The organism is Nonomuraea sp. NPDC050153, from assembly GCF_044460125.1.
Lineage (GTDB): Bacteria > Actinomycetota > Actinomycetes > Streptosporangiales > Streptosporangiaceae > Nonomuraea.
The window spans coordinates 236,261-257,916 of the sequence record NZ_JBITJQ010000005.1 but is presented as its reverse complement, the minus strand read 5'-3'; the positions used below and the strand labels follow the sequence as shown (position 1 = coordinate 257,916).

General features: G+C 73.9%; 12 protein-coding genes. 5 read left to right on the top strand and 7 right to left on the bottom strand.

All coding sequences use genetic code 11. From position 1 onward, the window contains the following. Positions 1-29 precede the first annotated feature (29 nt). Genes ACIBQ1_RS16070 through ACIBQ1_RS16060 form a run of 3 tightly spaced genes read right to left on the bottom strand, consistent with a single transcriptional unit; the run spans position 30 to position 9,162 of the window. Positions 30-6,119 (bottom strand): amino acid adenylation domain-containing protein, encoded by a 6,090-nt coding sequence (locus tag ACIBQ1_RS16070; protein WP_397278080.1) that lies wholly within the window; start codon positions 6,117-6,119, stop codon positions 30-32. Continuing rightward, entirely contained in the window at positions 6,116-7,603 is a 1,488-nt protein-coding gene (locus ACIBQ1_RS16065) for a condensation domain-containing protein (RefSeq protein ID WP_397278078.1), read from the bottom strand. The genes ACIBQ1_RS16070 and ACIBQ1_RS16065 overlap by 4 nt, the downstream gene beginning before the upstream one ends. A gap of 2 nt (positions 7,604-7,605) precedes the next feature. Continuing rightward, on the bottom strand, positions 7,606-9,162 hold the full coding sequence (locus ACIBQ1_RS16060; protein ID WP_397278076.1) for an AMP-binding protein: 1,557 nt from the start codon (positions 9,160-9,162) through the stop codon (positions 7,606-7,608). 168 nt (positions 9,163-9,330) lie between these two features. Between ACIBQ1_RS16060 and ACIBQ1_RS16055 the strand changes: the two genes are divergently transcribed. The 3 genes from ACIBQ1_RS16055 to ACIBQ1_RS16045 are packed head-to-tail and all read left to right on the top strand — an operon-like array spanning position 9,331 to position 12,927. Beyond that, the gene (locus ACIBQ1_RS16055; RefSeq protein WP_355379372.1) at positions 9,331-9,564 is read left to right on the top strand and encodes an acyl carrier protein; all 234 of its coding nucleotides are present in this window, start codon (positions 9,331-9,333) and stop codon (positions 9,562-9,564) included. Beyond that, positions 9,557-10,933 (top strand): hypothetical protein, encoded by a 1,377-nt coding sequence (locus ACIBQ1_RS16050; RefSeq protein ID WP_397278074.1) that lies wholly within the window; start codon positions 9,557-9,559, stop codon positions 10,931-10,933. The genes ACIBQ1_RS16055 and ACIBQ1_RS16050 overlap by 8 nt, the downstream gene beginning before the upstream one ends. Then, positions 10,930-12,927, top strand: a complete 1,998-nt coding sequence (locus ACIBQ1_RS16045; RefSeq protein WP_397278072.1) for a N,N-dimethylformamidase beta subunit family domain-containing protein — start codon at positions 10,930-10,932, stop codon at positions 12,925-12,927. The genes ACIBQ1_RS16050 and ACIBQ1_RS16045 overlap by 4 nt, the downstream gene beginning before the upstream one ends. Positions 12,928-12,977: 50 nt before the next feature. On the opposite strand, the gene ACIBQ1_RS16040 is transcribed toward ACIBQ1_RS16045, so the two are convergent. The 4 genes from ACIBQ1_RS16040 to ACIBQ1_RS16025 are packed head-to-tail and all read right to left on the bottom strand — an operon-like array spanning position 12,978 to position 17,425. Beyond that, positions 12,978-14,804 (bottom strand): NAD-dependent epimerase/dehydratase family protein, encoded by a 1,827-nt coding sequence (locus tag ACIBQ1_RS16040; protein ID WP_397278070.1) that lies wholly within the window; start codon positions 14,802-14,804, stop codon positions 12,978-12,980. Next, entirely contained in the window at positions 14,801-15,748 is a 948-nt protein-coding gene (locus ACIBQ1_RS16035) for a methionyl-tRNA formyltransferase (RefSeq protein ID WP_397278068.1), read from the bottom strand. The genes ACIBQ1_RS16040 and ACIBQ1_RS16035 overlap by 4 nt, the downstream gene beginning before the upstream one ends. Beyond that, on the bottom strand, positions 15,745-16,434 hold the full coding sequence (locus tag ACIBQ1_RS16030) for a PIG-L deacetylase family protein (protein WP_397278067.1): 690 nt from the start codon (positions 16,432-16,434) through the stop codon (positions 15,745-15,747). The genes ACIBQ1_RS16035 and ACIBQ1_RS16030 overlap by 4 nt, the downstream gene beginning before the upstream one ends. Continuing rightward, complete coding sequence (locus tag ACIBQ1_RS16025) at positions 16,421-17,425, bottom strand: NAD-dependent epimerase/dehydratase family protein (RefSeq protein WP_397278065.1); 1,005 nt, start codon at positions 17,423-17,425, stop codon at positions 16,421-16,423. Before ACIBQ1_RS16025 ends, ACIBQ1_RS16030 begins: the two co-directional genes overlap by 14 nt. A gap of 188 nt (positions 17,426-17,613) precedes the next feature. Between ACIBQ1_RS16025 and ACIBQ1_RS16020 the strand changes: the two genes are divergently transcribed. Further along, complete coding sequence (locus tag ACIBQ1_RS16020) at positions 17,614-18,762, top strand: amidohydrolase family protein (protein WP_397278063.1); 1,149 nt, start codon at positions 17,614-17,616, stop codon at positions 18,760-18,762. Positions 18,763-18,842: 80 nt separating this feature from the next. After that, positions 18,843-21,629 (top strand): glycoside hydrolase family 2 TIM barrel-domain containing protein, encoded by a 2,787-nt coding sequence (locus tag ACIBQ1_RS16015; protein ID WP_397278061.1) that lies wholly within the window; start codon positions 18,843-18,845, stop codon positions 21,627-21,629. Positions 21,630-21,656: the final 27 nt, after the last annotated feature.

The following is a 21,656-nucleotide window of genomic DNA, read 5'->3' as shown; positions in this document are numbered from 1 at the left end:
GTGCCTACTGATGACCTCGACAAGCTCGGTCATGGGCCCTCCGGAGCTCGCGGGTCCAGCAGGCTCCTGGCCTGCTCGTCGGACAGCCCCGCCACCTCGGCCACCAGCGCCTCCTCCACGGCCTGCGCCAGCGCCGCGACGGTGCGGCGGTCGAACAGCGTGCGGATCGGCAGATCCACCCCCGCCAGGGCGCGCAGCCTGGCGGCCACCCTGATGGCGAGCAGAGAGTGGCCGCCCAGGGCGAAGAAGTCGTCGAACGCGCCGATCTTGTCCGCGCCCAGCACCTCCGCCCAGACGTCGGCCACCAGCTCCTCGGCGTCGGTCCTGGGCGGCGTGCCGTCGCTCCCGACGGGGGCGTCCGGCTCGGGGAGCGCGGCGCGGTCGAGCTTGCCGTTGCGGGTGAGGGGCAGCGCGTCGAGCAGCACCCAGTGCGCGGGCACGAGGTACGGCGGCAGCGCCCGCGCGACGTACTCGGCCAGGCCCGCCACGTTCGTCCCCCCACGCGGCACCACATAGGCCACCAGGTCCCCCTCTCGCGCGAGCACGGCCGCCTGGCGGACGTCGGGGTGGGTCAGCAGGCGGTGCTCGATCTCGCCCGGCTCGACGCGGAAGCCGCGCACCTTCACCTGGGCGTCCAGACGGCCGAGGAACTCCAGCTGCCCGTCGCGCCGCAGCCGCACCCGGTCGCCCGTCCTGAAGTAGCGGCCCTGCGGCAGGGTGACGAAGCCGTCATCCTGGGGCGTGCCGGGAGTGTTGAGGTAGCCGCGGGCCACGCCGGGGCCGCCGATGTAGAGCTCGCCGGGGGCGCCCGGCGGGGTGGGCGCCCCGTGGCGGTCGAGGACCCGCACCGGGGTCGCGCCCACCGGGCGGCCGATCGGCGGGTGCGGGTCCCCGCCCGGCAGCTCGGCGCACGTGGCGATGATCGTCGCCTCCGTGGGCCCGTAAGTGTTGACCAGGCGCACCCGGTCGCCGAAGCGTTCGCGCCAGCGGGCCACCGCCTCCGCCCGCACCTGCTCGCCGCCGAGGATCACCAGGCGGAGCCGTTGCGGCCAGGGGATCTCGTCGATCAGGTCCACCAGGTGGTGGAAGTAGGCGGTGGGCAGGTCGAGCACGGTGACGTCGGGCCGCCGGGCGAGCAGGTCGGGCAGGGTGGCGCCGCCGCCGGGCAGCAGCTCGACCGTGGCGCCCGCGGCCAGCGCGGGGAAGATCTCCTCGGCGTGGGTGTCGAAGCTCAGCGAGGCGAGCTGGACGACGCGGTCGCCGGGGCGCAGGCCGTACGCGGAGCGCATCCACCGGACCCGCTCGGCCAGCCCGGCGTGCCCGACGGCGACGCCCTTGGGGGTGCCGGTGGAGCCCGAGGTGTAGATCACGTACGCCAGGCCGGGCCGGCGTTCTGTGCTGCCCGCACCCGGCTCGATCCCCGCCGCGACGATGAGGGACGTCCCCGCGGCCATGGCGCGCAGGCGCTCCGGCGGGTACTCCGGGTCCAGCGGCACGTAGGCGGCGCCTGCCCGCCAGATCGCCAGCATCGCCACCACCGCCTCGACCGAGCGGCCCGACCGGAGCCCGATCAGGTCCCCTTCGCGCGCGCCCCGCCCGGCCAGCTCCCCGGCCAGCCGCGCCACCCGCCGTTCCAGCTCGGCGTACGTCACGGCCTCGGCGCCGCAGCTCACGGCCACCTCGCCGGGGTGCGCCGCCACCGACTCGGCGATGAGCCCTCCGACGGTCCCCACCACGCCCGCCGGAGGGCGGTCCAGCGACGCGAGCAGGGCCTCGTCGGACGGCGTCAGGACGGGCAGGCGCGACAGGGGCACCTGCCGGTTGCCCGGGTCGGCCACCCCCCGCAGCACCACCGCGAACCGCTCCGCCAGCTGCGCCACCGTCTCCGCGTCGAACAACCCCGCGTCGTACCCGAACGCCACCCGCAGCCGCCCGGGCGACCGCCACGCCTCCACGGTCAGGTCGAACTTGGCCTGCCGGTACCCGTCGTCGAAGAACGACATCCGCACCGGGCCGAGACGGTCGCGTTCGCCGTCGGCGGTCTGGCTGTTCAGCGTGAACAGGGTCTGGAACATCGGCTTCCTGGTGAGGTCCCGCTCGACGTCCAGCTCGGCCAGCAGCTGCTCGAACGGCACGTCGTGATGCGCCATCGCGTCCAGGACCGTCCTGCGCGTCCGGGCCAGCACCTCCTCCAGCGCCGGATCGCCCGACAGGTCGCCGCGCAGGACGAGCGTGGTGCTGAGGTAGCCGATGAGGGGCTCCAGCTCCACCCGGTCCCGTCCTGCCGTCGGCGACCCGACCAGCACGTCCTCCTGCCCCGTGTGCCGGGACAGCAGGATCTGGTACGCCGCCAGCAGCACCATGAACAGCGTCACCCGATGCCGCCGCGCCGTCGACTCCAGCCGGGCGAGCAGCTCGCCCGGCACTTCGAGCAGCTGGAAGTCGCCGCGCGTCGCGCCGGGGCGGTGGGGCCGGTCGGTGTGCAGGTCCAGGGTGGGCGGGTCGGCCAGCCGGGCGCGCCAGAAGTCAAGGGCCGCGCCGCGGTCCTGTTCCCGCCGCCAGCCGGCGACGTCCCCGTGCTGCACGGCCAGCGGCGCGAGCTCGGCGGAGGCGTACAGGGCGGCCAGGTCGTCCAGGAAGACGGTGATCGACCAGCCGTCGGCCACGATGTGATGCAGGACGACGCAGAGCACGTGATCATCCGGCCCGAGCCGTACCAGCGTGACGCGCAGCGGCGGGGCGGCCCCGAGGTCGAGCGGGGCGTTCGTGCGGGCGGCCACGAGGGCGCGGGCCTCGGCCTCGTCGCGGGCCGGGAGCCGCTCGACCCGGGCGGGCGCGGGCCGCTCGACCACCGCCACCGGCCGCCCGTCCACCTCGGGGAAGCGGGTCCGCAACGACTCGTGCCTGGCGATCAGCCCGGTCAGCGCCCGCTCCAGCGCCGCCTCGTCGAGCGGGCCCTGGAGCCTGCGCACGATGTACATGTTGTACGAGGCGTCGGCGGGATCCAGGCGGTGCAGGAACCACAGGCGTTCCTGGGCGGGGGAGAGCGGCGGCAGCGTGCCGGCCGGTCGGGGCACGAGGGGGCTGCCCGGATCGCCCGCGAGCTCGTCCAGCGTCGCGGCGAACCCGGCGACCGTGGGACGCGTGAACAGCTCCCGCAGCGGCGCCCCTGTGCCTGCCCCCGTGCCCGCCGCCGCCAGCCGGGCGATGACCCGGGTGGCCAGCAGCGAGTGGCCGCCGAGTGCGAAGAAGTCGTCGTCCGCGCCGAGGTCGCCCGTGCCCAGCACCTCGGCGAAGATCCGCGCCACCTGCCGCTCCCTGGCGGTGACCGGCGCGCCGCCCCGGCCCGCCGCCGGACGCGCGGGCTCGGGCAGCGCCCGCCGGTCCACCTTCCCGTTGGGGGTCAGCGGCAGGGCCTCCAGAGGCACGACGACCGAGGGCAGCATGTACGGCGGCAGCCACTCGGCCGCCCGCTCCAGCAGATCGTCCGGGGCGGCGGGCACCACGTAGGCGACCAGGTCGCCGCCCCGCACCACCACGGCGGCCCGGCGCACCCCCGGGTGCCGTTCCAGGGTGGCTTCGACCTCGCCCGGCTCGACCCGGTGCCCCCGCAGCTTGACCTGGCAGTCCTCCCGCCCCAGGAACTCCAGCGTGCCGTCGCCCAGCCACCGCACCCGGTCGCCCGTCCGGTACCACCCGCCCGCGAACGGCTCCGGGGGCTCCCCGGGCGAGCGCAGGTAGCCGAGGGCGAGCCCGGCTCCGCCGATGACCAGTTCCCCGGGGACGCCGATGGGCGCGGGCGAGCCGGACCGGTCGAGCACCCGTACCGTGGTGTTCGCCAGCGGCCGGCCGATGCCCACCCGGTCGGGGGTGGGCGGCACCTCCCAGGCGGTGGACCAGATCGTGGTCTCGGTCGGGCCGTACATGTTGAGCAGCCGCCCCACGCGCCTGCGCAGCCGCCTGGCCAGCGCGAGCGGCAGCGCCTCGCCCCCGGCCAGCGCCACCAGCCCCGACGGGTCCAGCCCGGCGGACAGCAGCATGCTCCACCCCGACGGCGTGGCCTGCACGTGGGTGACCCCGGACGCGCCGACGAGCCGGGCCAGCGCCACCCCGTCGCGCACGGCAACGTCGTCGGCCAGCACCAGCCGCCCGCCCGTCACCAGCGGCAGGTACAGCTCCAGCCCGGCGATGTCGAACGACAGCGCCGTGCTGCCCAGCCACACGTCCCCGGGACGGGAGCCGAGCAGGCGCTCCATCCCGGCCAGCAGGTTGACCAGCGCGGAGTGCGGCACCGCCACCCCCTTGGGCGTGCCGGTGGAGCCCGAGGTGTGCAGCACGTACGCCACCGCCGCCGATGCCGGGACGGACGCCCCGGGGGCCGGTTCGAGCCGTTCGGCGTGGCCGGGCAGCGGGGAGGTCGGCCCGGCCGGTTCGAGCCGTTCGACGTGGCCGGGCAGCGGCGCGGACGGCCCGGCCAGCGCGACCCGCACGCCTGCCTGGTCGAGCATGGCCGCGACGCGCCCGGCGGGCAGCGCCGGATCCACCGGCAGGTACGCGGCCCCCGCCATCATGACGCCCAGCAGCGTCCCCGGCAGCTCGGCCGAGCGCGGCAGGCACACCGCCACGACGGACCCGGGCCCCGCCCCGCGCGCCCGCAGCCCCGCCGCGACCAGCCGGGCCTGCCGGGCCACCGCGGCGTAGGCGCGCGCGGACCCGGAGCACTCCACCGCGACGGCGTCCGGCCGCAGGTCGGCCTGCCGCAGGAACAGGTCCACGACCGTGCCGGACGGGACGTCCGCCGCGGTGTCGTTCCAGGAGTCCAGCAGCCGCCGCTCCTCGGTCGGCAGCACCTCCAGCTCGGACACCCGCGCGCCGGGACGGCGGACGACCGAGCCCAGCAACGCCAGGAAACGCGCCGCCAGCCGCTCCACGGTGGGCCGGGAGAACAGCTCGGCGCTGTGGACGAACGCGCCGCGCAGCCCCCCGCCGTCCGGCCACAGGTCCACCCTCAGGTCCACCATCGCGGGCGGCGCCCCGTGCGGGAACGGCCGGCTCTCCAGCCCGGCGAACGCGGTGGCCTCGCCATAGCCGACCGCGGCGTTGTGCAGCCCGAACATGGTCTGGAACAGCGGAGTTCGGCTGAGGTCGCGTTCGATGTCGAGCGCCGACAGCACCCGCTCGACGGGCGTCTCGCCGTGCGCCATCGCCTCCAGCACGGTGCGGCGGGTCCGCCGCAGCAGCTCCGTGAACGCCGGATCGCCCGACAGATCGCCCCGCAGCACCAGCGTCGAGGCGAACAGCCCGACCATGGGCTCCAGCTCGGGCCGGTTCCGCCCGGCCGTGGGCGTGCCCACCACGATGTCGTCCTGCCCGGTGTGCCGGGCCAGCAGCGCCTGGTACGCGGCCAGCAGCACCATGAACAGCGTGCACCGCTCCGCCCGCGCGAGCCGCCCCAGCGCGGCCACCAGCTCCGGGCCGAGGTCGAACCAGGCCTCCCCGCCCGCGCTGCCCCGTCTGGCCGGGCGCGGCCGGTCCACCGGCAGGTCCAGCGGCACGGCCCCGTCGAGCCTGGCCGTCCAGTGATCCACGTCCGCGTCGGCCTCGCGCTGCGCGTCGGCGTACTCGGCGTACGTCGTGGTCAGCTCCGGCAACTCGGCCGGGGTGCCGTCCCGGCGGGCCGCGTAGCATCTGGCCAGGTCGTCCATGAGCACGTTCAGCGACCAGCCGTCGCCGATGATGTGGTGCAGCACGACGCACAGCACGTGGTCGCCGGGGGACAGCCGGACCAGCGTGATGCGCAGGGGTGGCGTGGAGCCCAGCTCGAAGGGGGTGTTCGCGCGCTCTTCGAGCAGCCGCTCGGCCTGCTCGGGCGTGTCGAGGTCGATCCGCTCGACCGGTACGGGGCCCGGCGGGTCCACGATCGCGACCGGCTGGCCGTCGTGGTCGGGGAAGCGGGTGCGCAACGACTCGTGCCGCGCCACCACGTCGCCGAACGCGCCGGTCAGCGCCTCGACGTCGAGCGGGCCGAGGATCCGCCGCACGACGGCCACCCGGTAGGCGGGGTCGGCCGGGTCGAGCCGGTGCAGGAACCAGAGCCGTTCCTGGCCGAGGGAGATCATGCGCGCAGCTCGCTGACCGCCGCCGCCACCCCGGCCACCGTCGGATCGTCGAGGAACACGTCGAACGGCACCTCCACGCCGAGCCGTTTCCTGATCCGGGCGCTGATCTGGGTGATGGTCAGCGAATGGCCGCCCAGGTCGTACAGGTCCTCGTCGGGGGCCAGCTCCTCGATCCGCAGGACCTCCATCCAGATCTGCCGTACCTGCTCGACCACCTCGCCGTCGACCGCCCCGGCCGCCGCGCCCGGCGGGTGCGCCTCGGCCTGCTCCGGCGCGGGTACCGGAGCCGGTGCGGCGGCGGGGAGGGGCAGGTCGGCGAGCCGCAGGCCCGGGTCGGCGGCCAGCACGGCCCGCAGGTGCTCCCCGGCCCGCTCGACGTGCTCGCGCCCGATGAGGTCGGGGCTGTAGTGCAGGGTCAGTCGCAGGCCGTCGTCGCCGTCCACGGCCTGCAGGTGCAGGACGTTCCTGACCATGTGGTTCGACATCTTCCACTCGGCCACCACGTCCAGCCCGGCGAAGGCCACGTCCGCCGCGCGCCGCCGGAAGCTGATCGACACCGGCGCCAGCGCGGGGCGGGGCCTGATGCCGCCCGCCGCCCTGGCCGCGGGGATGTCGCGGAAGCGGTTCAGCCCGCGCAGCCGCGCTCGCAGGTCGTGGGCCAGCTCCGCGAGAGTGACGTCCGGCGTCGGCGCGGAGTAGACGGGTAACTCGGTGGCGAACAGTCCGATGTGCTCCCCGGTCTCCGGCCCGCGGGTGGACATGGCGATCGCGACCGCCGGCTCGGCGTTGCCGTACCGGAAGAGCAGGGCGTGCACGGCCGTCAGGAACAGCTCGAACCGCGAGACCCCGGCCCTCTCCCACCCGGACATCTCGCCGGTCAGGTCGAGCAGGACCGTCTCGCCGCGGCCGGCCGTCCGCGCCGTCCCGGCCACCCCATCGATGACCACCGTCGGCAGGTCGCGCCAGTGCTCGCGCCAGTACGCCGCGGCCTCGGGCGGGATCGTGGCGGCGGCCCCGTACGGCATGGGCAGCGGCGGCAGGGGCCCGCCCGAGTACGCCGCCGCCAGGTCGCGCACCAGCAGGTCCTTCGACATGCCGTCGAACACCAGGTGGTGCCCCACGAACAGCAGCACATGCCGCGACGGCCCCACCTCGACCAGCGTGAACCGCGCCAGCGGCCCCCGCCCCAGGTCGAACGGCCGCGCGATCTCCGCGCGCACCAGCTCCTCCGGGTCCTCCGCCCGGACGAACCCGACCGGCGGCCGGTCGGCGGCGGGCACCAGGTGCAGCTCCCCGTCGCGGTCCTCGAACGCGCACCCCAGCACCGGGTGGCGGGCGAGCACCGACTCGCACGCCTTCAGCATCGCGCCCCGGTCGAGCGGGCCGTCGAACCACATGGCGAACGGCATGTGGTACGCCGTGCCGCCGCCGTGCACCATCTCGGTGATCCACATGCCGTGCTGGGCCTGCGATGCCAGGACCATCGTCACTCCTCTGCCATACGGCGCAGTTCCCGCTTGATGACCTTGCCCGCGGCGTTCCTGGGCAGGGCGTCCAGGGTGAGCAGCACCGTGGGCAGTTCGTGGCCGGCCAGCCGGGTGCTCAGGAAGGCCCGTACGTCGGTGAGCGCCAGCGGCCCGGTGGCCACCACCGCGGCGGCCACCGCCATGCCCATCACCGGGTGCGGCACCCCGAACACCGACGCGTCCGCCACGGCCGGGTGCTCGTGCAGCGCCGACTCGACCTGGACCGTCGAGACCTTGAACGCGCCCGACTTGATCACGTCGCTCTCCCGGTCGACGAGGTACAGGTAGCCCTCGTCATCCAGGTAGCCGAGGTCGCCCATGCGCACCCAGCCGTCCCGGAAGGCGCCGTCCCCGTCAGCGCTCTTCCGGCCAGCGCTCTCCGGATCGGGGCTCTCCGGATCGGGGCCCTCCTGGCCGGGGCTCTTCCGGTCAGTGCTCTTCCGGTCGGCGGCGTAGTAGGCGCGGGGATGGGCGGCGGCGCGCAGCCACACCTCGCCCGTCTCGCCGGGCGCCACGGAGGTGCCGTCCGCGTTCGCGATCCTGAGCCGGGAGCCGCCCGCCGCGCGGCCGAGCGAGCCGGGCCGGTCCGCGTCGTAGATCATGATGGTCTGGGCCGGGGCGGCCTCGGTGGAGGTGTAGTAGTTCGCCACGGTCGCGTTCGGGAACGCGGCGGCCAGGCCGGCGGCGACCACCGGAGGCAGCGCGGCGGCGGCCGAGCCGAGCAGCAGCACGCTGGACAGGTCGTGGCGCTCGCGCACGCCGGCGTTGAGGAGCTCGACGGCCATCGCGGGGACGACGAAGACGGTGCCGGCCGCGTACGCCTCGATCAGGGCGGCGAAGCGGGCCGGGGTGAAGAGCGGGAGCGTCACCACAGTCGGGGCGGCGGTGAGGGCGTGGAGCAGCATCACCTGGCCGGCGTTCGTGCCGATGGGGAAGGCGTGCACCAGATGCCGGGAATGAGTGAACGGGCGGCGCTTGGGGTGGACGGGCGGGGAGGTCAGGTTCGCGTGGGTGGCGGCGACGCCCTTGGGGGTGCCCGTCGTGCCGGAGGTGTAGAGGATCTGGGCGAGCGAGAACGGATACAGAACCGCCGCCTCCAGAGCCGCCGGGTTCGGGGCCGCTGTCTGCTCGCGGATGGCCGGTCCCGAGAGGAGCACCGCTGACGGGATGGCAGCCGGCCCCGAGGGGAGCGCCGTGTCCCCGCCGCCGTGGACCACCCTCGCCGCGCCGCAGTCCTCGATCATGTACGCCAGCTCCGGCGGCGCCAGCCGGTCCGAGAGCGGGACCGCCACGCCGCCCGCCTTCAGCACGGCCATCCAGCTCACCGCGTAGTCCAGCCACTCGCGGGCGCCGAAGACCAGCGCGACCCGATCGCCCTTGAGCGGCCCCGGGAGCGCGCGGGCGGCGGCGGTCGAGCGCTCGTCCCACTCCGCCAGGGTCAGGCTGCCCTGGCCGGCGACGATCAGCGCTACGTGGTCGGGATCGGTGGCGGCTCGGGACGTCAGGAGATCGGGCACTGGAAGGGCCGACGGAACCACCCCCAGAATTATTTTCGTCGTGCCGCTTGACGCTAGAAAAAATGCACACACGCGTCAAGCCCTTACCTCTAGGCGCTTGCCGACGTCTGGCACCGCGTGACACACTCGCCCCGGATTCCCCGACGAGGGAGGGTTCACCAGGTGCTGATGGATGGGGAGCTCCACGAACGGCTCGCCGACATGATCGCCAAGGCCGCCGACGGGGCGGTCGATCCGGCCGAGGTGCTGTCCGGGCAGGCCCGGCTGAGCGATCTCGGCGTCACCTCGCTGGCCTACTTACGACTGATCGACGCGGTGGAGGCCGAGTTCGGGGTGGAGCTCGACCCCACGGCCCTCGACAGCCTGGACGCGCTGGTGGACTACGTCCGGCTCCATGGCTGACCCCGGTGAGCCGCCGGCCCGGGACGGGCCGCTGACCTGGGGGCAGCAGGACATCTGGCGCGCGGTCGTCGCCGCCGCGCCGCAGGAGCGCTACCTCAACATCGTCCGTTCCTTCGCCGCGCCCAAGCGCCCGGTGACCGTGGAGCGCGCCGCCCTGGCCCTCGAACGGCTGGTCGCCAGGCACGAGTCGCTCCGCACCCGGCTCACCGGGCCACGCGAGGCGCCGCTCCAGCGGGTCTGGCCGGCGGCGCGCCCTCCGTACGAGGTGGTCGAGTCGGAGCCGGCCGGTTGTCCGGGGCCGGTCGGTCCGGGGCCGGCCGCTTCACGATCGGTCGGTTCGGGCCCGGTCGATTCAGGGCCAGCCGATTCGGGCCCGGTCAATTCGGGGTCGGTCGGTTCGGGGCTGGTCGAGGAGGTGGGCGAGCGGCTGGCGGCTGAGCCGTTCGCGTACTGGGAGGAGTGGCCGCTGCGGGTGGCGTTCGTGGTGGCCGGGGGATATGTCCGGCATGTCGTCTTGGTTCTCTGCCATCTCGCCGCCGACGGCCACGCGGCCGAGCTGGTGGTCAAGGACTTCCGGCTGCTCCTGATCCGGGACTCGCTCCCGCCCCCGCGCGGCGCCACTCCCCGGGAGCTCGCCGCCTGGCAGCACTCGCCCGAGGGGCGGCGCGTGTCCGGGGAGGCGATCGGGTTCTGGCTGAAGGAGTACGCCCGGATGGATCCCGTGCCGCCGTCCTCGCACGTACCGGGGGAGCCGCGCTTCCTGGAGGCCACGATGCGCTCGCCCGCGCTGGCCGCCGCCGCGCAGGCGCTCGCCGCCCGTAACCGGGTCAGCTCCTCCACGGTGCTGCTCGCGGCGGCGATGCGGGTGGCTGGAGGGCTGACCGGGCAGCGGTTCTGCGGGATGCGGGTGATCGTCAACAACCGCTTCGCGGCCGGGCGGCGCGACGTGGTGTCCACGATCTCGCAGGAGGCGCTGGTGGTGCTGGACCTGCGTACGGAGTCCTTCGACGCGCTCGTGCGGCAGGCGTGGGGGACGGCGCTGCGGGCGTACCGGCAGGCGCAGTACGACCCGTACGCGATGGAGGAGGCGGTCACCGGCGTGGGGCCGGGGATCCGGTCGTTCGGCTGCTTCAACGACCAGCGGCTCGTCCAGGAGGACGGTCAGGTCGACGCGCTGGAGGGCAAGACGGAGGTGGCCTGGACGGACGCCATGGACCGCAACATCTGCGACTTCCGCCTGCATGTCGGCGGTGAGCCGGGCCGCATGGAGCTCTCCTGCTACGCCGACACCGCCCTGTTGCCCCCGCCGGGCGTCGAACAGTACCTGCTCGACCTGGAAGGCCTGATCGTGGAGGCGGCCCGTACATGAGCCTGTACGCGGAGACGACGTCGTGCGCGCAGGGGGACGAGCTGCGCTTCCGGATCCTCGACTCCGGCGGCGGCCCGATCGTGGTGGAGGACGTGCCGTCGGGCCGGGTCGTCGTGGAGGACGCCTCGACCGGTGGGCCCTTCTGGACCTTGAAGATCGGCGACGACTGGCCCAGCTCCCTCTATCGAGCCATCTACCGCGATGTTTCCGCATATTTCGTCGTACGTAGTTCGGTGCCCGCTTCGCCCATCCTCGTCTCGATCCCGTTCCCCACCTGGGAGGCGTACAACCGGCCCGGCGTACCCGGCGAGGGCCTCTACCAGTCGGAGCAGCCCGACCGCGCCGTCAAGGTCACCTTCGACCGGCCGGGCGCGGGGCCGCAGATCGAGGAGTGGGAGCTCGGCCTGCTCCGCTGGCTCGGCCCGGCGGGCTACACGGTCGACTACTGCTCGGGCCTGGACCTGCACGGCGGCCTGGACCTCCTCTCCCGCTACCGCCTCCTGGTCGTCAACGGGCATGACGAGTACTGGTCGTGGGAGATGCGGGACGCGGTGGAGACCTTTGCCCGCCGTGGGGGAAATATCGCCATATTCTCCGGCAACACCTGCTGGTGGCAGGTCCGCTTCGAGGACGACCTCCGTACCATGGTCTGCTACCGCGACGCCACAGCCGACCCCATGGCCGCCACCGACCCCGGCCGCGTCACGGTCGAATGGCCCAGCGACCCCGTCAACCGCCCCGAGAACACCCTCACCGGCCTCACCTTCAGGAACGGCGCCGGCTGCTGGGTCGACTCCCGCGTCATGGCCGAGGAGTCCTACACCGCCCGGTTCGCCGGCCACTGGGTCTTCGAGGGCACGGGGCTCGCGGACGGCGACACGTTCGGGAGGGGCGCGCTCGGCTACGAGACGGACGCCGCCGACCTTGAATGGGTGGCCGGCGTGCCCCGGGCGAGCGGCCGCGACGGCACACCTCCGTCGTTCGTGGTCCTCGCCACGGCCGACCTGTCCCACTGGCGCCGCTACGGCAGGGGCGGGGCCGCCACGATGGGCCTCCACCGCCTCGGCGCCGGCACCGTCTTCAACGCCGGCACCATCAACTGGGGCAACACCCTCGCCGACCCGGCCCTGGCCACCATCACCCGCAACGTCCTCGACCGCCTCTCCCACCCACCCGCCACCCCCACCTGGGACTCGATCGGCCCCACCCCACCCCCGACCCCCACCCCACCCCCGACCCCCACCCCACCCCCGACCCCCACCCCACCCCCGACCCCCACCCCACCCCCGACCCCCGTCCCACCCCCGTCCCCCGCCCCGCGCTCGGGCGCCGTAGACGTCGCGCCGGGCTTCGCGTCCCATGAGGTCGCCCCGTCGGCGGGCGTCGAGACGGGTGGCGCCGCAGTTGTGCGGGCGCTCGTGTGCTGTGAGAACCGTCTCTACGCCGTGTGCTCGGACGGGACGCTCGCCGTCAGGGACGTGTGCGGTCAGAACCTCCCGTGGCAGGCGATCGACGAGACCGACGCGATCGCGCTCGCCGCGCCCCGGGAGGCGCACGGCGGCCCGCCCGCCGGGCTGTACGGCGTCGCCCCCGACGGCGCCATCCGTTACCGCGACCCCGTGCCCACCCGCACCCCGTGGCGGGACGTCAGCCGGGCGCCGGAAGGCACCATCGCCCTGGCCGCCGTGGACGAGGGGCTGTTCGCCGTCACAGCCGCCGACGAGCTGTGGCACCTGCCGATCCGGCGGCTCGACACCCACGACTGGAGGAACGTCGGCCCGGCCGCCGGAGCGGTGAGCCTGACCGCGATGAACGGCCGGTTGTTCGCCGTCTGCGCCGGCCGGATCCTCGTCAGGACCGCCGAACGGCACGAGGCCGGGTGGAGCGACATGGGCCCCGCCGGAGGGCGCACCGCCCTGGCCGCCACCGCGGGACGGCTCATCGGCGCCGGACCCGACGGCGGCCTCCGCTGGCGGTCACTGTCCTCGGGATGAGGGCCGCCTTCGCGGGCTCCCACTCAAGGAGCGGCGCCACAGCGGGAACGCTAAGGGCGGTCGCTCTCGTAGGCCAGCCACTGCGCGAACGTGTGCAGCCCGTAGTCCAGCGACACACCCGCCCGCCACCCCAGCTCGGCCCCCGCCCGCTCGACGTTCACCAGCGGTCCGGGAGGCTCGTCGGAGGTCTCGGCGTCCATCGGACGCACCGCCCTGGACACCGCCTCGGCCAGCTCGCTCATGCGCGGCCGCTTCCGGTCGGCGACGTTGTAGACGCGCCCCGCGACCCCCCGTTCCAGCGCCGCCAGCACCGCACCGGCGACGTCCTGTACGTGCACCAGCTGCACGGGACGGCCGGAAACAGGCGCGGGGCGGTTGAGCGACGACCGCAGCACCAGGTCCGCCACCGGTCCCCGCTGCGGCATGCCGGGCCCGTACGGCTCGCCCAGCCGCAGCACCACCGCGCCCGGCGCGGACGCCTCCACCCGTAGCAGGGCCTGAGACAACGGCGTGGCGGCGGGCGACGCGGGCGTCTGCTCGTCCACCCACTTCCGCTGCGGATAGACGTGGACCGAGCTGAGCAGCACCCCGCCACGCCCGCCGGCGAAGGCCGCCCGCGCGAGCCGCAGCTCCTCCTCCGGGTCGGCGTCCGGGGACCAGCCGAGGGCGCACACGTGCACCACCGGCGCGCCGGAGTCCAAGGCGGCGAGACGGAGGCCCCGATCGGCGAACGCGTGCGTCAGGTGCTCACGGACGAACGTCCCGGCGCCGCTCACCGCCACCGCCAGGGCCGCGGATCCCAGGGCCGCGGATCCCAGGGCCGCGGATTCCGGGGCGACGATCGAAGGGGCCCGGCCCGTCCGCGCCCTCACCTCGTGCAGGCCCGCCTCCAGGCCCGCCCGCGCCACCTCGTGCAGTTCCCCCGACAGCCGCCCGAGCTCCCGCCCCGACAGCTCGTGGCACAACCCGCCCGGCCCCATCGTGGCCAGCGCCTCGTCCACGACCCGCGCGTCCCCCAGCTCGCGACCCCGGTGCACGACCCCCATCGTGTACGCCGTCAGCCACAACGCCCCATACGGCCCCGCGCCCGCCCGCGCGAGCAGCGCACCGGCGTCGAACCCCAGGCCCGCCAGGTAGTCCTCGCAGCGCAGGTCCCGCCACCGCCCCGACCCCGGCACCCGTACGGCGCACTGCGCGACGCCCCGCTTGAAGAACGGGATCGCCGGCAGATCGTCGAGCACGGCGTCCTCACCCCGGCCCGCCAGCGGGTCGTCGGTGAAGAAGCACGGCGCGCGGCGCACCCCCTGGAAGTCGTTGTCCACCAGGCTCGCCAGGTCCTCGTGCTCGGCCAGGCTGGGCACCGCCACGAACACCGGCACCCCGGCCTGCCGCAGGTACCGCCCCATGAGCACGTCGTCGGGCCACGTGTCGCCCCGGCCCGGGGCCCACCGCACGTACCCCTCGGCGACCTCCCTGGGCAGCAGCAGGGCGGCCACCGGCGTGTACTCGCCCGCCCCCGCCACCCACCGCGCCCCGGCCAGCGCCCCCTGGCGGGCGGCGGCGCCATTGCGCGAGTTCCAGAACGCGAACAGGGCGAGCGCGGCGTGCGGCATGGCCCGCGCGGCGCGCTCGGCCCGTTCGAAGAACGTGCCGGACAGGACCATGTCGTCGTGCAGGAGGAAGTGGTGGGTGGAGTCGCCGGGGATGCTCGACCAGGCCAGCAGCGAGGTGCGGAACGCCGAGGGCCGCCCGCCCGGATCGGGGTCGGTGACGACGTCCAGCACGCCCCCGGCCAGCCGCGCCGCCGCCTCCCTGCGCCGGGGATGCGCCATCACGGCCCCGCTCAGCCGCACGTTCCCACGGCCTTCCGGGCTCATGTCCCGAGGCATGCGCCTACCGTCAGCTCGCCCGACTCCACGAGGTCCAGGGCGTCCCGCCGGTCCTCGCCCTCCCACTGCACCTCGCGTACGACCAGCAGCCCCGACCCGCAGGCCACCAGCACCCCGCCGGCCCCGGTCGACCACACGGGGGCGAGCACGGTCCCGGCCGGTTCCGCGCCGCCGCGCTCGGTCAGGTCCGCCCCGATGAGATCCGCGCTGTGGACGTACAGCCGCCTCCCGGCAACGGAGGTGAAGGCGCCGGGGTAGGGCGCGGCCAGCGCCCGCACCCAGTCGTAGAGGTCGGAGGCGGGCAGGGACCAGTCGATCACCCCGTCCTCGGGCCGCCGCTTCTCCCACCACGACCCGCCGGGCCCCTGCGGGCGCGCCACCACGCGTCCCTCCAGCAGCAGCGGGATGTACGTCGCCAGCAGGTCCACGTTGATCTCGGTGACCTTGCGATAGACGGCCCCGACGTCGTCGCGCCGGCTGATCGTGAACTCCCGCTGCGCGATCAGGTCCCCGGTGTCGGCCCCCTCGTCCAGGAAGAACAGGCTGACCGCGCTCGTCTCCAGCCGCTTGATGATCGTCCACGGCAGCGCGGCCCGCCCCCGGCCGTCGGGCAGCCGCGTGGGATGCAGCCCGATGGACCCCAGGGGGCACGCCGACAGCAGCGGCTCGCGCACCAGCTGCGACCATCCCGCGATCACGAACAGGTCCATGTCCTTGACCAGCTCGTACGCCTGCCCGTCGTTGATGTCGGCCGTCTCCAGCAGCGGGATGCCGTGCTTGTCGGACGCCTCCCGCAGCGGCGCGAACCCGGAGCGGTGCTGCAGCTTCGGCGGGTAGCCGATCAGCAGCGACGGCGGGGTGCCCTGCGCCACCAGCACGTCCACCGCCGGCGCGGCGAACTCCATCCCGGTGGCGAACGCGAACGTCTTCACAGGACCTCCCTCAGCACCCCGAACGCCTCCGCGTGAGTGACGCCGATCTCCGCTCCGCGTAACGTGGCCAGCGCCGTCACCGAATCCTCGCTTCTGATGTGCGGCGAGGGCCGGTGCTGGCTCCGGTACGCCCGCAGCGCCTCCAGCTTCGTGACCATATAAGCGGATATGTCGCAGTACGCCGTCGAGCGGGGCATCGGCTCCGACGCCCACTGGATCTTCGACATCTCGTACATGAAGACGTTCGGCACCAGCCACTTGCCGAACTGCTGCGCGATCGGCCGGGCGGCGGCGAACCCGGCGTCGAAGACCGCGCAGTGGTCCTGGTCGTAGTCGGCGAAGCTGGGCAGCAGCAGCAGGTCGGGCCGCCGCTCGTTCAGCACCTGCTCGAACAGGTCCACCAGCTCCCGGCGCGGCAGCGTGTCGAGCCGCTCGGTCAGCCCGCGATCCCCGTACGCGATCTCGCAGGTGAAGCCGAGCAGGCCGCGCACGGCCTCGATCTCGTCCAGCCGCTGCCGGTAGGTCGTGGCACCGGCCAGCCCGTAGTGGCGCATGCCGTCCACCGCGAGATACAGGACGTGCACCTCGGCACCCAGCACGGCCTGTGCGGCCATCAGACCGGCACAGCCCAGGACCTCGTCGTCGGCGTGAGGGGAGATCACCAGGACGCGGTCAAAGCGGCGCATTCACTGCCCTTCGGTCCTCGCGGGCGCGGTAGTAGTCGGCGGTGTTCATGATCAGCTCGTCGAGGGTGACGCGGGGCCGCCAGCCCAGGTCGGTGGCCGTCCTGAGCGCCGGGATCTTGTGGAACGACTCCGCCTCGGCGTAGTGCGGCCCGTGCACGGTCCTGCCGTCCACGCAGACGATGGGGGAGGGGCTGCCGAGCAGGGTCTTGACGCGTTCGGCGAGCTCCATGACGGTGACGGCGTTGGCCGGGTTGCCGACGTTGATGATGACGTCGTCGCCGTCGAGCGCCGCGTCCATGAAGCCGATGAGGAAGGCCGTCAGGTCGCCGGCCGCCACGAACGCCCGGACCTGCTCCCCGCCGGCGAACACCGTGATCGGCCGCCCGGCGAGGGCCTGCTGCACGAACGTGGGCATCACGAACCCGCCCGCCCGAGACTGCCGCGCGCCCGCCACGTTGAAGGGCCGGATGACGATGCCGCGCAGCCCATGCCGGCGGCTGTTGCAGACCATGGCCTCGGCCAGCGTCTTGGCGACGGCGTACTCGATGCGCGTGTTGTACTGGGTCGGCACGACGATGTCGTCCTTCTCGTCGAGCACGCCGCTGCGCCCGTACACCTCGGCCGAGCTGAACATGCACAGCGGCACCCCGGCGCTCGCGCACGCCTCGATGACCGGCGCGGTGCTGCCGATGATGTCGTGCCCGAGCCGTCCCGACCGCGCCAGGATGCTGGCCGGGCCCACGTAGGAGGCCGCGTGGATGACGCGGTCCACGCCCGCGAAGTCGCCGCCGGAGGCCAGATGGTCCTCCACGCGCTGCCGGATGACCGTGCAGCGGGGGTCCGCGTCGTAGTCCTCGCCGTCCACGACCGCCCCGGCGTTCGAGTCGATGATCCGTACGCGGTGGCCCGCCGCGAGGTAGGCGTCCACCAGATGTGAGCCGATGAAACCGAGACCGCCGGTGATGACTACTTCGCCACCTGGTGCTCGCACGGACCCGCCTTTCCCGCTAGAGGAAAACGGTCATACTGGGACCTAGGCGGGATTAAAACAGTTTTCGTCTGTCTTGTCACCCATGGCCACAACTTTTCACCACGGCGCGTGAACCCCTCCCGGCACGGGTAGCTCCCCTATCCTGACCGGGTAGGAAGACCTGGGGAGACCCTGGAGAGACACGGCCGATGTCCAGCGAGCTCGACCTCATGCCCGCGGGTTTCGTGCGGGCCATCGACGAGATGAGGTTGGTCGACCACCACGTGCACGGCGTCACGTCCCACGACCTGTCGCGCCGGGCGTTCGAGGAGTTGATCACCGAGTCGGACCGGCCGGTGCCCTCGTGGATGACGCCGTTCGACTCCCAGGTCGGCTACGCCATCCTGGGTCACTGCGCACCGGTGCTCGGGCTCGACCCGCACTGCACGCCGGAGGAATACCTGGCCAGGCGCGCCCGGCTCGGCGTCGACGAGACCAACCGGCTGCTGCTGGGCGCGAGCGGCATCGGGCACTTCCTGGTCGAGACCGGCTACCGGGGCGAGGAGCTGCTCGGGCCCTCCGGCATGGCGGAGGTCACGGGCGTGCCGGCCGACGAGGTGGTGCGGCTGGAGGCGGTGGCCGAGCAGGTGGTCGCCGGCGGGTGCGGGGCGGGCGCGTTCGCCGACCGGTTCGCCGAGGCGCTGTGGGAGCGCACGCGTACGGCGCGCGGGCTCAAGAGCATCGTCGCCTACCGGTTCGGGCTCGACTTCGACCCGGCGCCGCCCGCGCGTGAGGAGGTCACGGAGGCCGCCGGGCGCTGGCTGGCCGCCGGGGGCGGGCGGCTGGCCGATCCCGTGCTGCTGCGCCACCTCATCTGGACGGGGCTGGAGCGGGGCCTGCCGCTGCAGTTCCACATCGGGTACGGGGACCCGGACGTGGACCTGCGCCGGTCGGACCCGCTGCTGCTGCGCGGGCTCATCGAGCTGGCCGAGCCGACCGGGGTGCCGCTGGTGTTGCTGCACTGCTACCCGTACCAGCGGTACGCGGGGCTGCTGGCGCACGCGTACCCGAACGTGTTCTTCGACGTGGGGCTGGGCGTGAGCTACACCGGCGCGCGGAGCGTGGCGCTGGTGGCCGAGAGCCTGGAGGTGGCGCCGTTCGCGAAGCTGCTCTTCTCGTCCGACGGCTTCGGCCCCGCCGAGCTGCACTATCTCGGGGCGCTGCTGTGGCGGCGGGCGATGGCGCGGGTGCTCGGCGGGTTCGTGGCGGAGGGGGAGTGGTCGGTGGAGCAGGCGATGCGGGTGGCCTGGATGGTGGGCGCGGAGAACGCGCGTCGCGTCTACGACCTCGGAGGGTGAGGGCGAATGATGTTCCGCCCAAGTGAGGACAGAAAACTCATCGATGACGAAACCATCTCTAACCTCTAGGCTCGACCGCGATGGATCTCGAAACTTTCTCCCCCGGTTCGGGACTGCTCGAACCCCGGGCGGCACTCCGCTCCGACGCGCCCGCCGTCGACCTCAACGGCACGTGGCGCTTCCGCCTCTCACCCACCGCGAACGTCCCCGACGACTTCGCCCGGCCAGCCTTCGACGACGCGGACTGGGACGAGCTCCCGGTCCCGTCCCACTGGAACCTGCACGGGCACGGGGCGCCCGCCTACACCAACGTCGTCTTCCCGATCCCCGTCGACCCGCCCCGGGTCCCCGACGAGAACCCGACGGGTGACTACCGCCGCGTGTTCGACCTGCCGGAGGGCTGGACGGGCGGGCGGCTGCGGTTCGAGGGCGCCGACTCCTTCGCCAGGGTCTGGCTCAACGGCCACGAGCTGGGCTTCTGGACCGGCAGCAGGCTGCCCGCCGAGTTCGACGCGGGGCCGTACCTGCGGCCGGGGCGCAACGTGCTGGCCGTGCGCGTGCACCAGTGGTCGGCCGCCACCTACCTCGAAGACCAGGACATGTGGTGGCTGCCGGGCATCTTCCGCGACGTCACCCTCACCCGCTCCACCGCCGACGTCTTCGTGCGCACCTCGTACGCCGACGGGCGCGGCACGCTGAGCTTCGAGGGCTCGGGCACGCTGAGCGTCCCCGAACTGGGTGTCGCCGACCTCGCGCCCGGGGCGGAGGTGACGCTGGAGGTGGAGCCGTGGACGGCCGAGACGCCCCGCCTGTACGACGCCGTCCTGACCCTCCCCGGCGAGACGGCACGGCTGCGCGTCGGCTTCCGCACGATCTCCATCGTCGACGGCGTGCTCCTGGCCAACGGCCGCCCGCTGCTGTTCAAGGGCGTGAACCGGCACGAGTTCCACCCGGAGAGCGGCCGGACCATGACGTACGAGACGATGCGCGAGGACGTGCTGCTGATGAAGCGGCACAACGTCAACGCCGTCAGGACCAGCCACTACCCGCCCCACCCCGACTTCCTCGACCTGTGCGACGAGCTCGGCCTGTGGGTCATCGACGAGTGCGACCTTGAGACCCACGGCTTCGGCGAGGTCGGCTGGCGCGGCAACCCCACCGACGACCCCCGTTACGCCGACGCGCTGCTCGACCGCATGCGCCGCATGGTCGAACGCGACAAGAACCACCCCAGCGTCATCATGTGGTCGCTCGGCAACGAGGCGGGCGTCGGCCGGAACCTGGCCGTCATGTCCGACTGGACCCGCGAGCGCGACCCGTCCCGGCCGATCCACTACGAGGGCGACCGGTCGTGCGCGCACACGGACGTCTACTCCCGCATGTACGCCTCGCACGCCGAGGTCGAGCTCATCGGACGGCGCGAGGAAGAGCCGCTGGACGACCCCGAGCTGGACGCGCGGCGGCGGGGCATGCCGTTCATGCAGTGCGAGTACGCCCACGCCATGGGCAACGGGCCCGGCGGGCTGGCCGAGTACCAGGAGCTGTTCGAGAAGTATCCGCGGCTGGCCGGCGGGTTCATCTGGGAGTGGATCGACCACGGGCTGGCGCATCCCGAATACGAGTACGCGTACGGCGGCGACTACGGCGAGCCCGTCCACGACTCGAACTTCGTCATCGACGGCCTCGTGTTCCCCGACCGCACGCCGTCGCCCGGGCTGATCGACCTGAAGAAGGTGTTCGAGCCGGTGCGGTTCGAGTTCGGGGACGGCGTGGTGCGCGTCGTCAACGGCTACGGCTTCGCGGACCTGTCCCACCTGGAGTTCCTGGCCACGGTGGAGGCGGACGGGGAGACGGTCGCCGAGCACCGGCTGACCGTGCCCGCAGAGGGCGGCGAGGTCAAGTTGCCCGCCGGCTCGGGCACCGGAGAGGTGTGGCTCACCGTACGCGCGGTGCTGGCGGCCGACCAGTCGTGGGCCGAGGCGGGTCACGAGGTGGCCTGGGGCCAGGTGCTCCTGTCGCCGCTCGTCGGCGAGGCCGTCGAGGGCGCGCCCGCGACGTGGACCGCCGGGCCGGTCCGCGACGGCGGCGAGATCTCCGTGGGCGACTCGGCCTTCGACCTGGAGACCGGACGCCTGATCAGGCTGTTCGGCGTGGAGGTGGAAGGGCCGCGGCTCGGCCTGTGGCGGGCGCCGACCGACAACGACACCTACGGCGGGCTGGCCGGCAAGTGGCGCGGGCTCGGCCTGCACCGCCTCACCCACCGGGTGGACGCGGTCGAGACCGGCGACGGGCTGACCGTGCGCACCCGGGTCGCGCCGGCCGCGACCGACCTCGGCCTGCGCGCCACCTACACCTGGACGGCCTCGGACGGCGGCCTGGAGCTGCGGGTGGACGTCGAGCCGGAGGGCGACTGGGCCGACCCCATCCCGCGCCTCGGGCTGGACATGACGCTGCCCGCGGGTGCGGTCGAGCACGTCACGTGGTTCGGCCGGGGGCCGGGCGAGGCGTACCCGGACACGGGGATGTCCGCCAGGGTCGGCCGCTGGCGGGCGAGCCTGGCGGAGTTCCAGACGCCGTACGTGTTCCCGCAGGAGAACGGCCACCGGGCGGACGTGCGCTGGGCCGACCTCGGCGCCTTCACGGTGCGCGGGTTCCCGGCGTTCGGGCTGACCGCGCGGCCGTGGAGCGCCTTCGACCTGGACCAGGCGCGGCACCGGCCGGACTTGGCGCCGGGCGGGCGCGTGCACGTCGGCCTCGACCTGGCCCAGCAGGGCATCGGCACCGCGACCTGCGGGCCCGGCGCGCTGCCCGCGTACGACCTCAGGGCCGGGCGGACGACGTTCAGGCTCCGCTTCGAACCCAGCTGACCGACGGATCTGATCATGCGCGGCCCC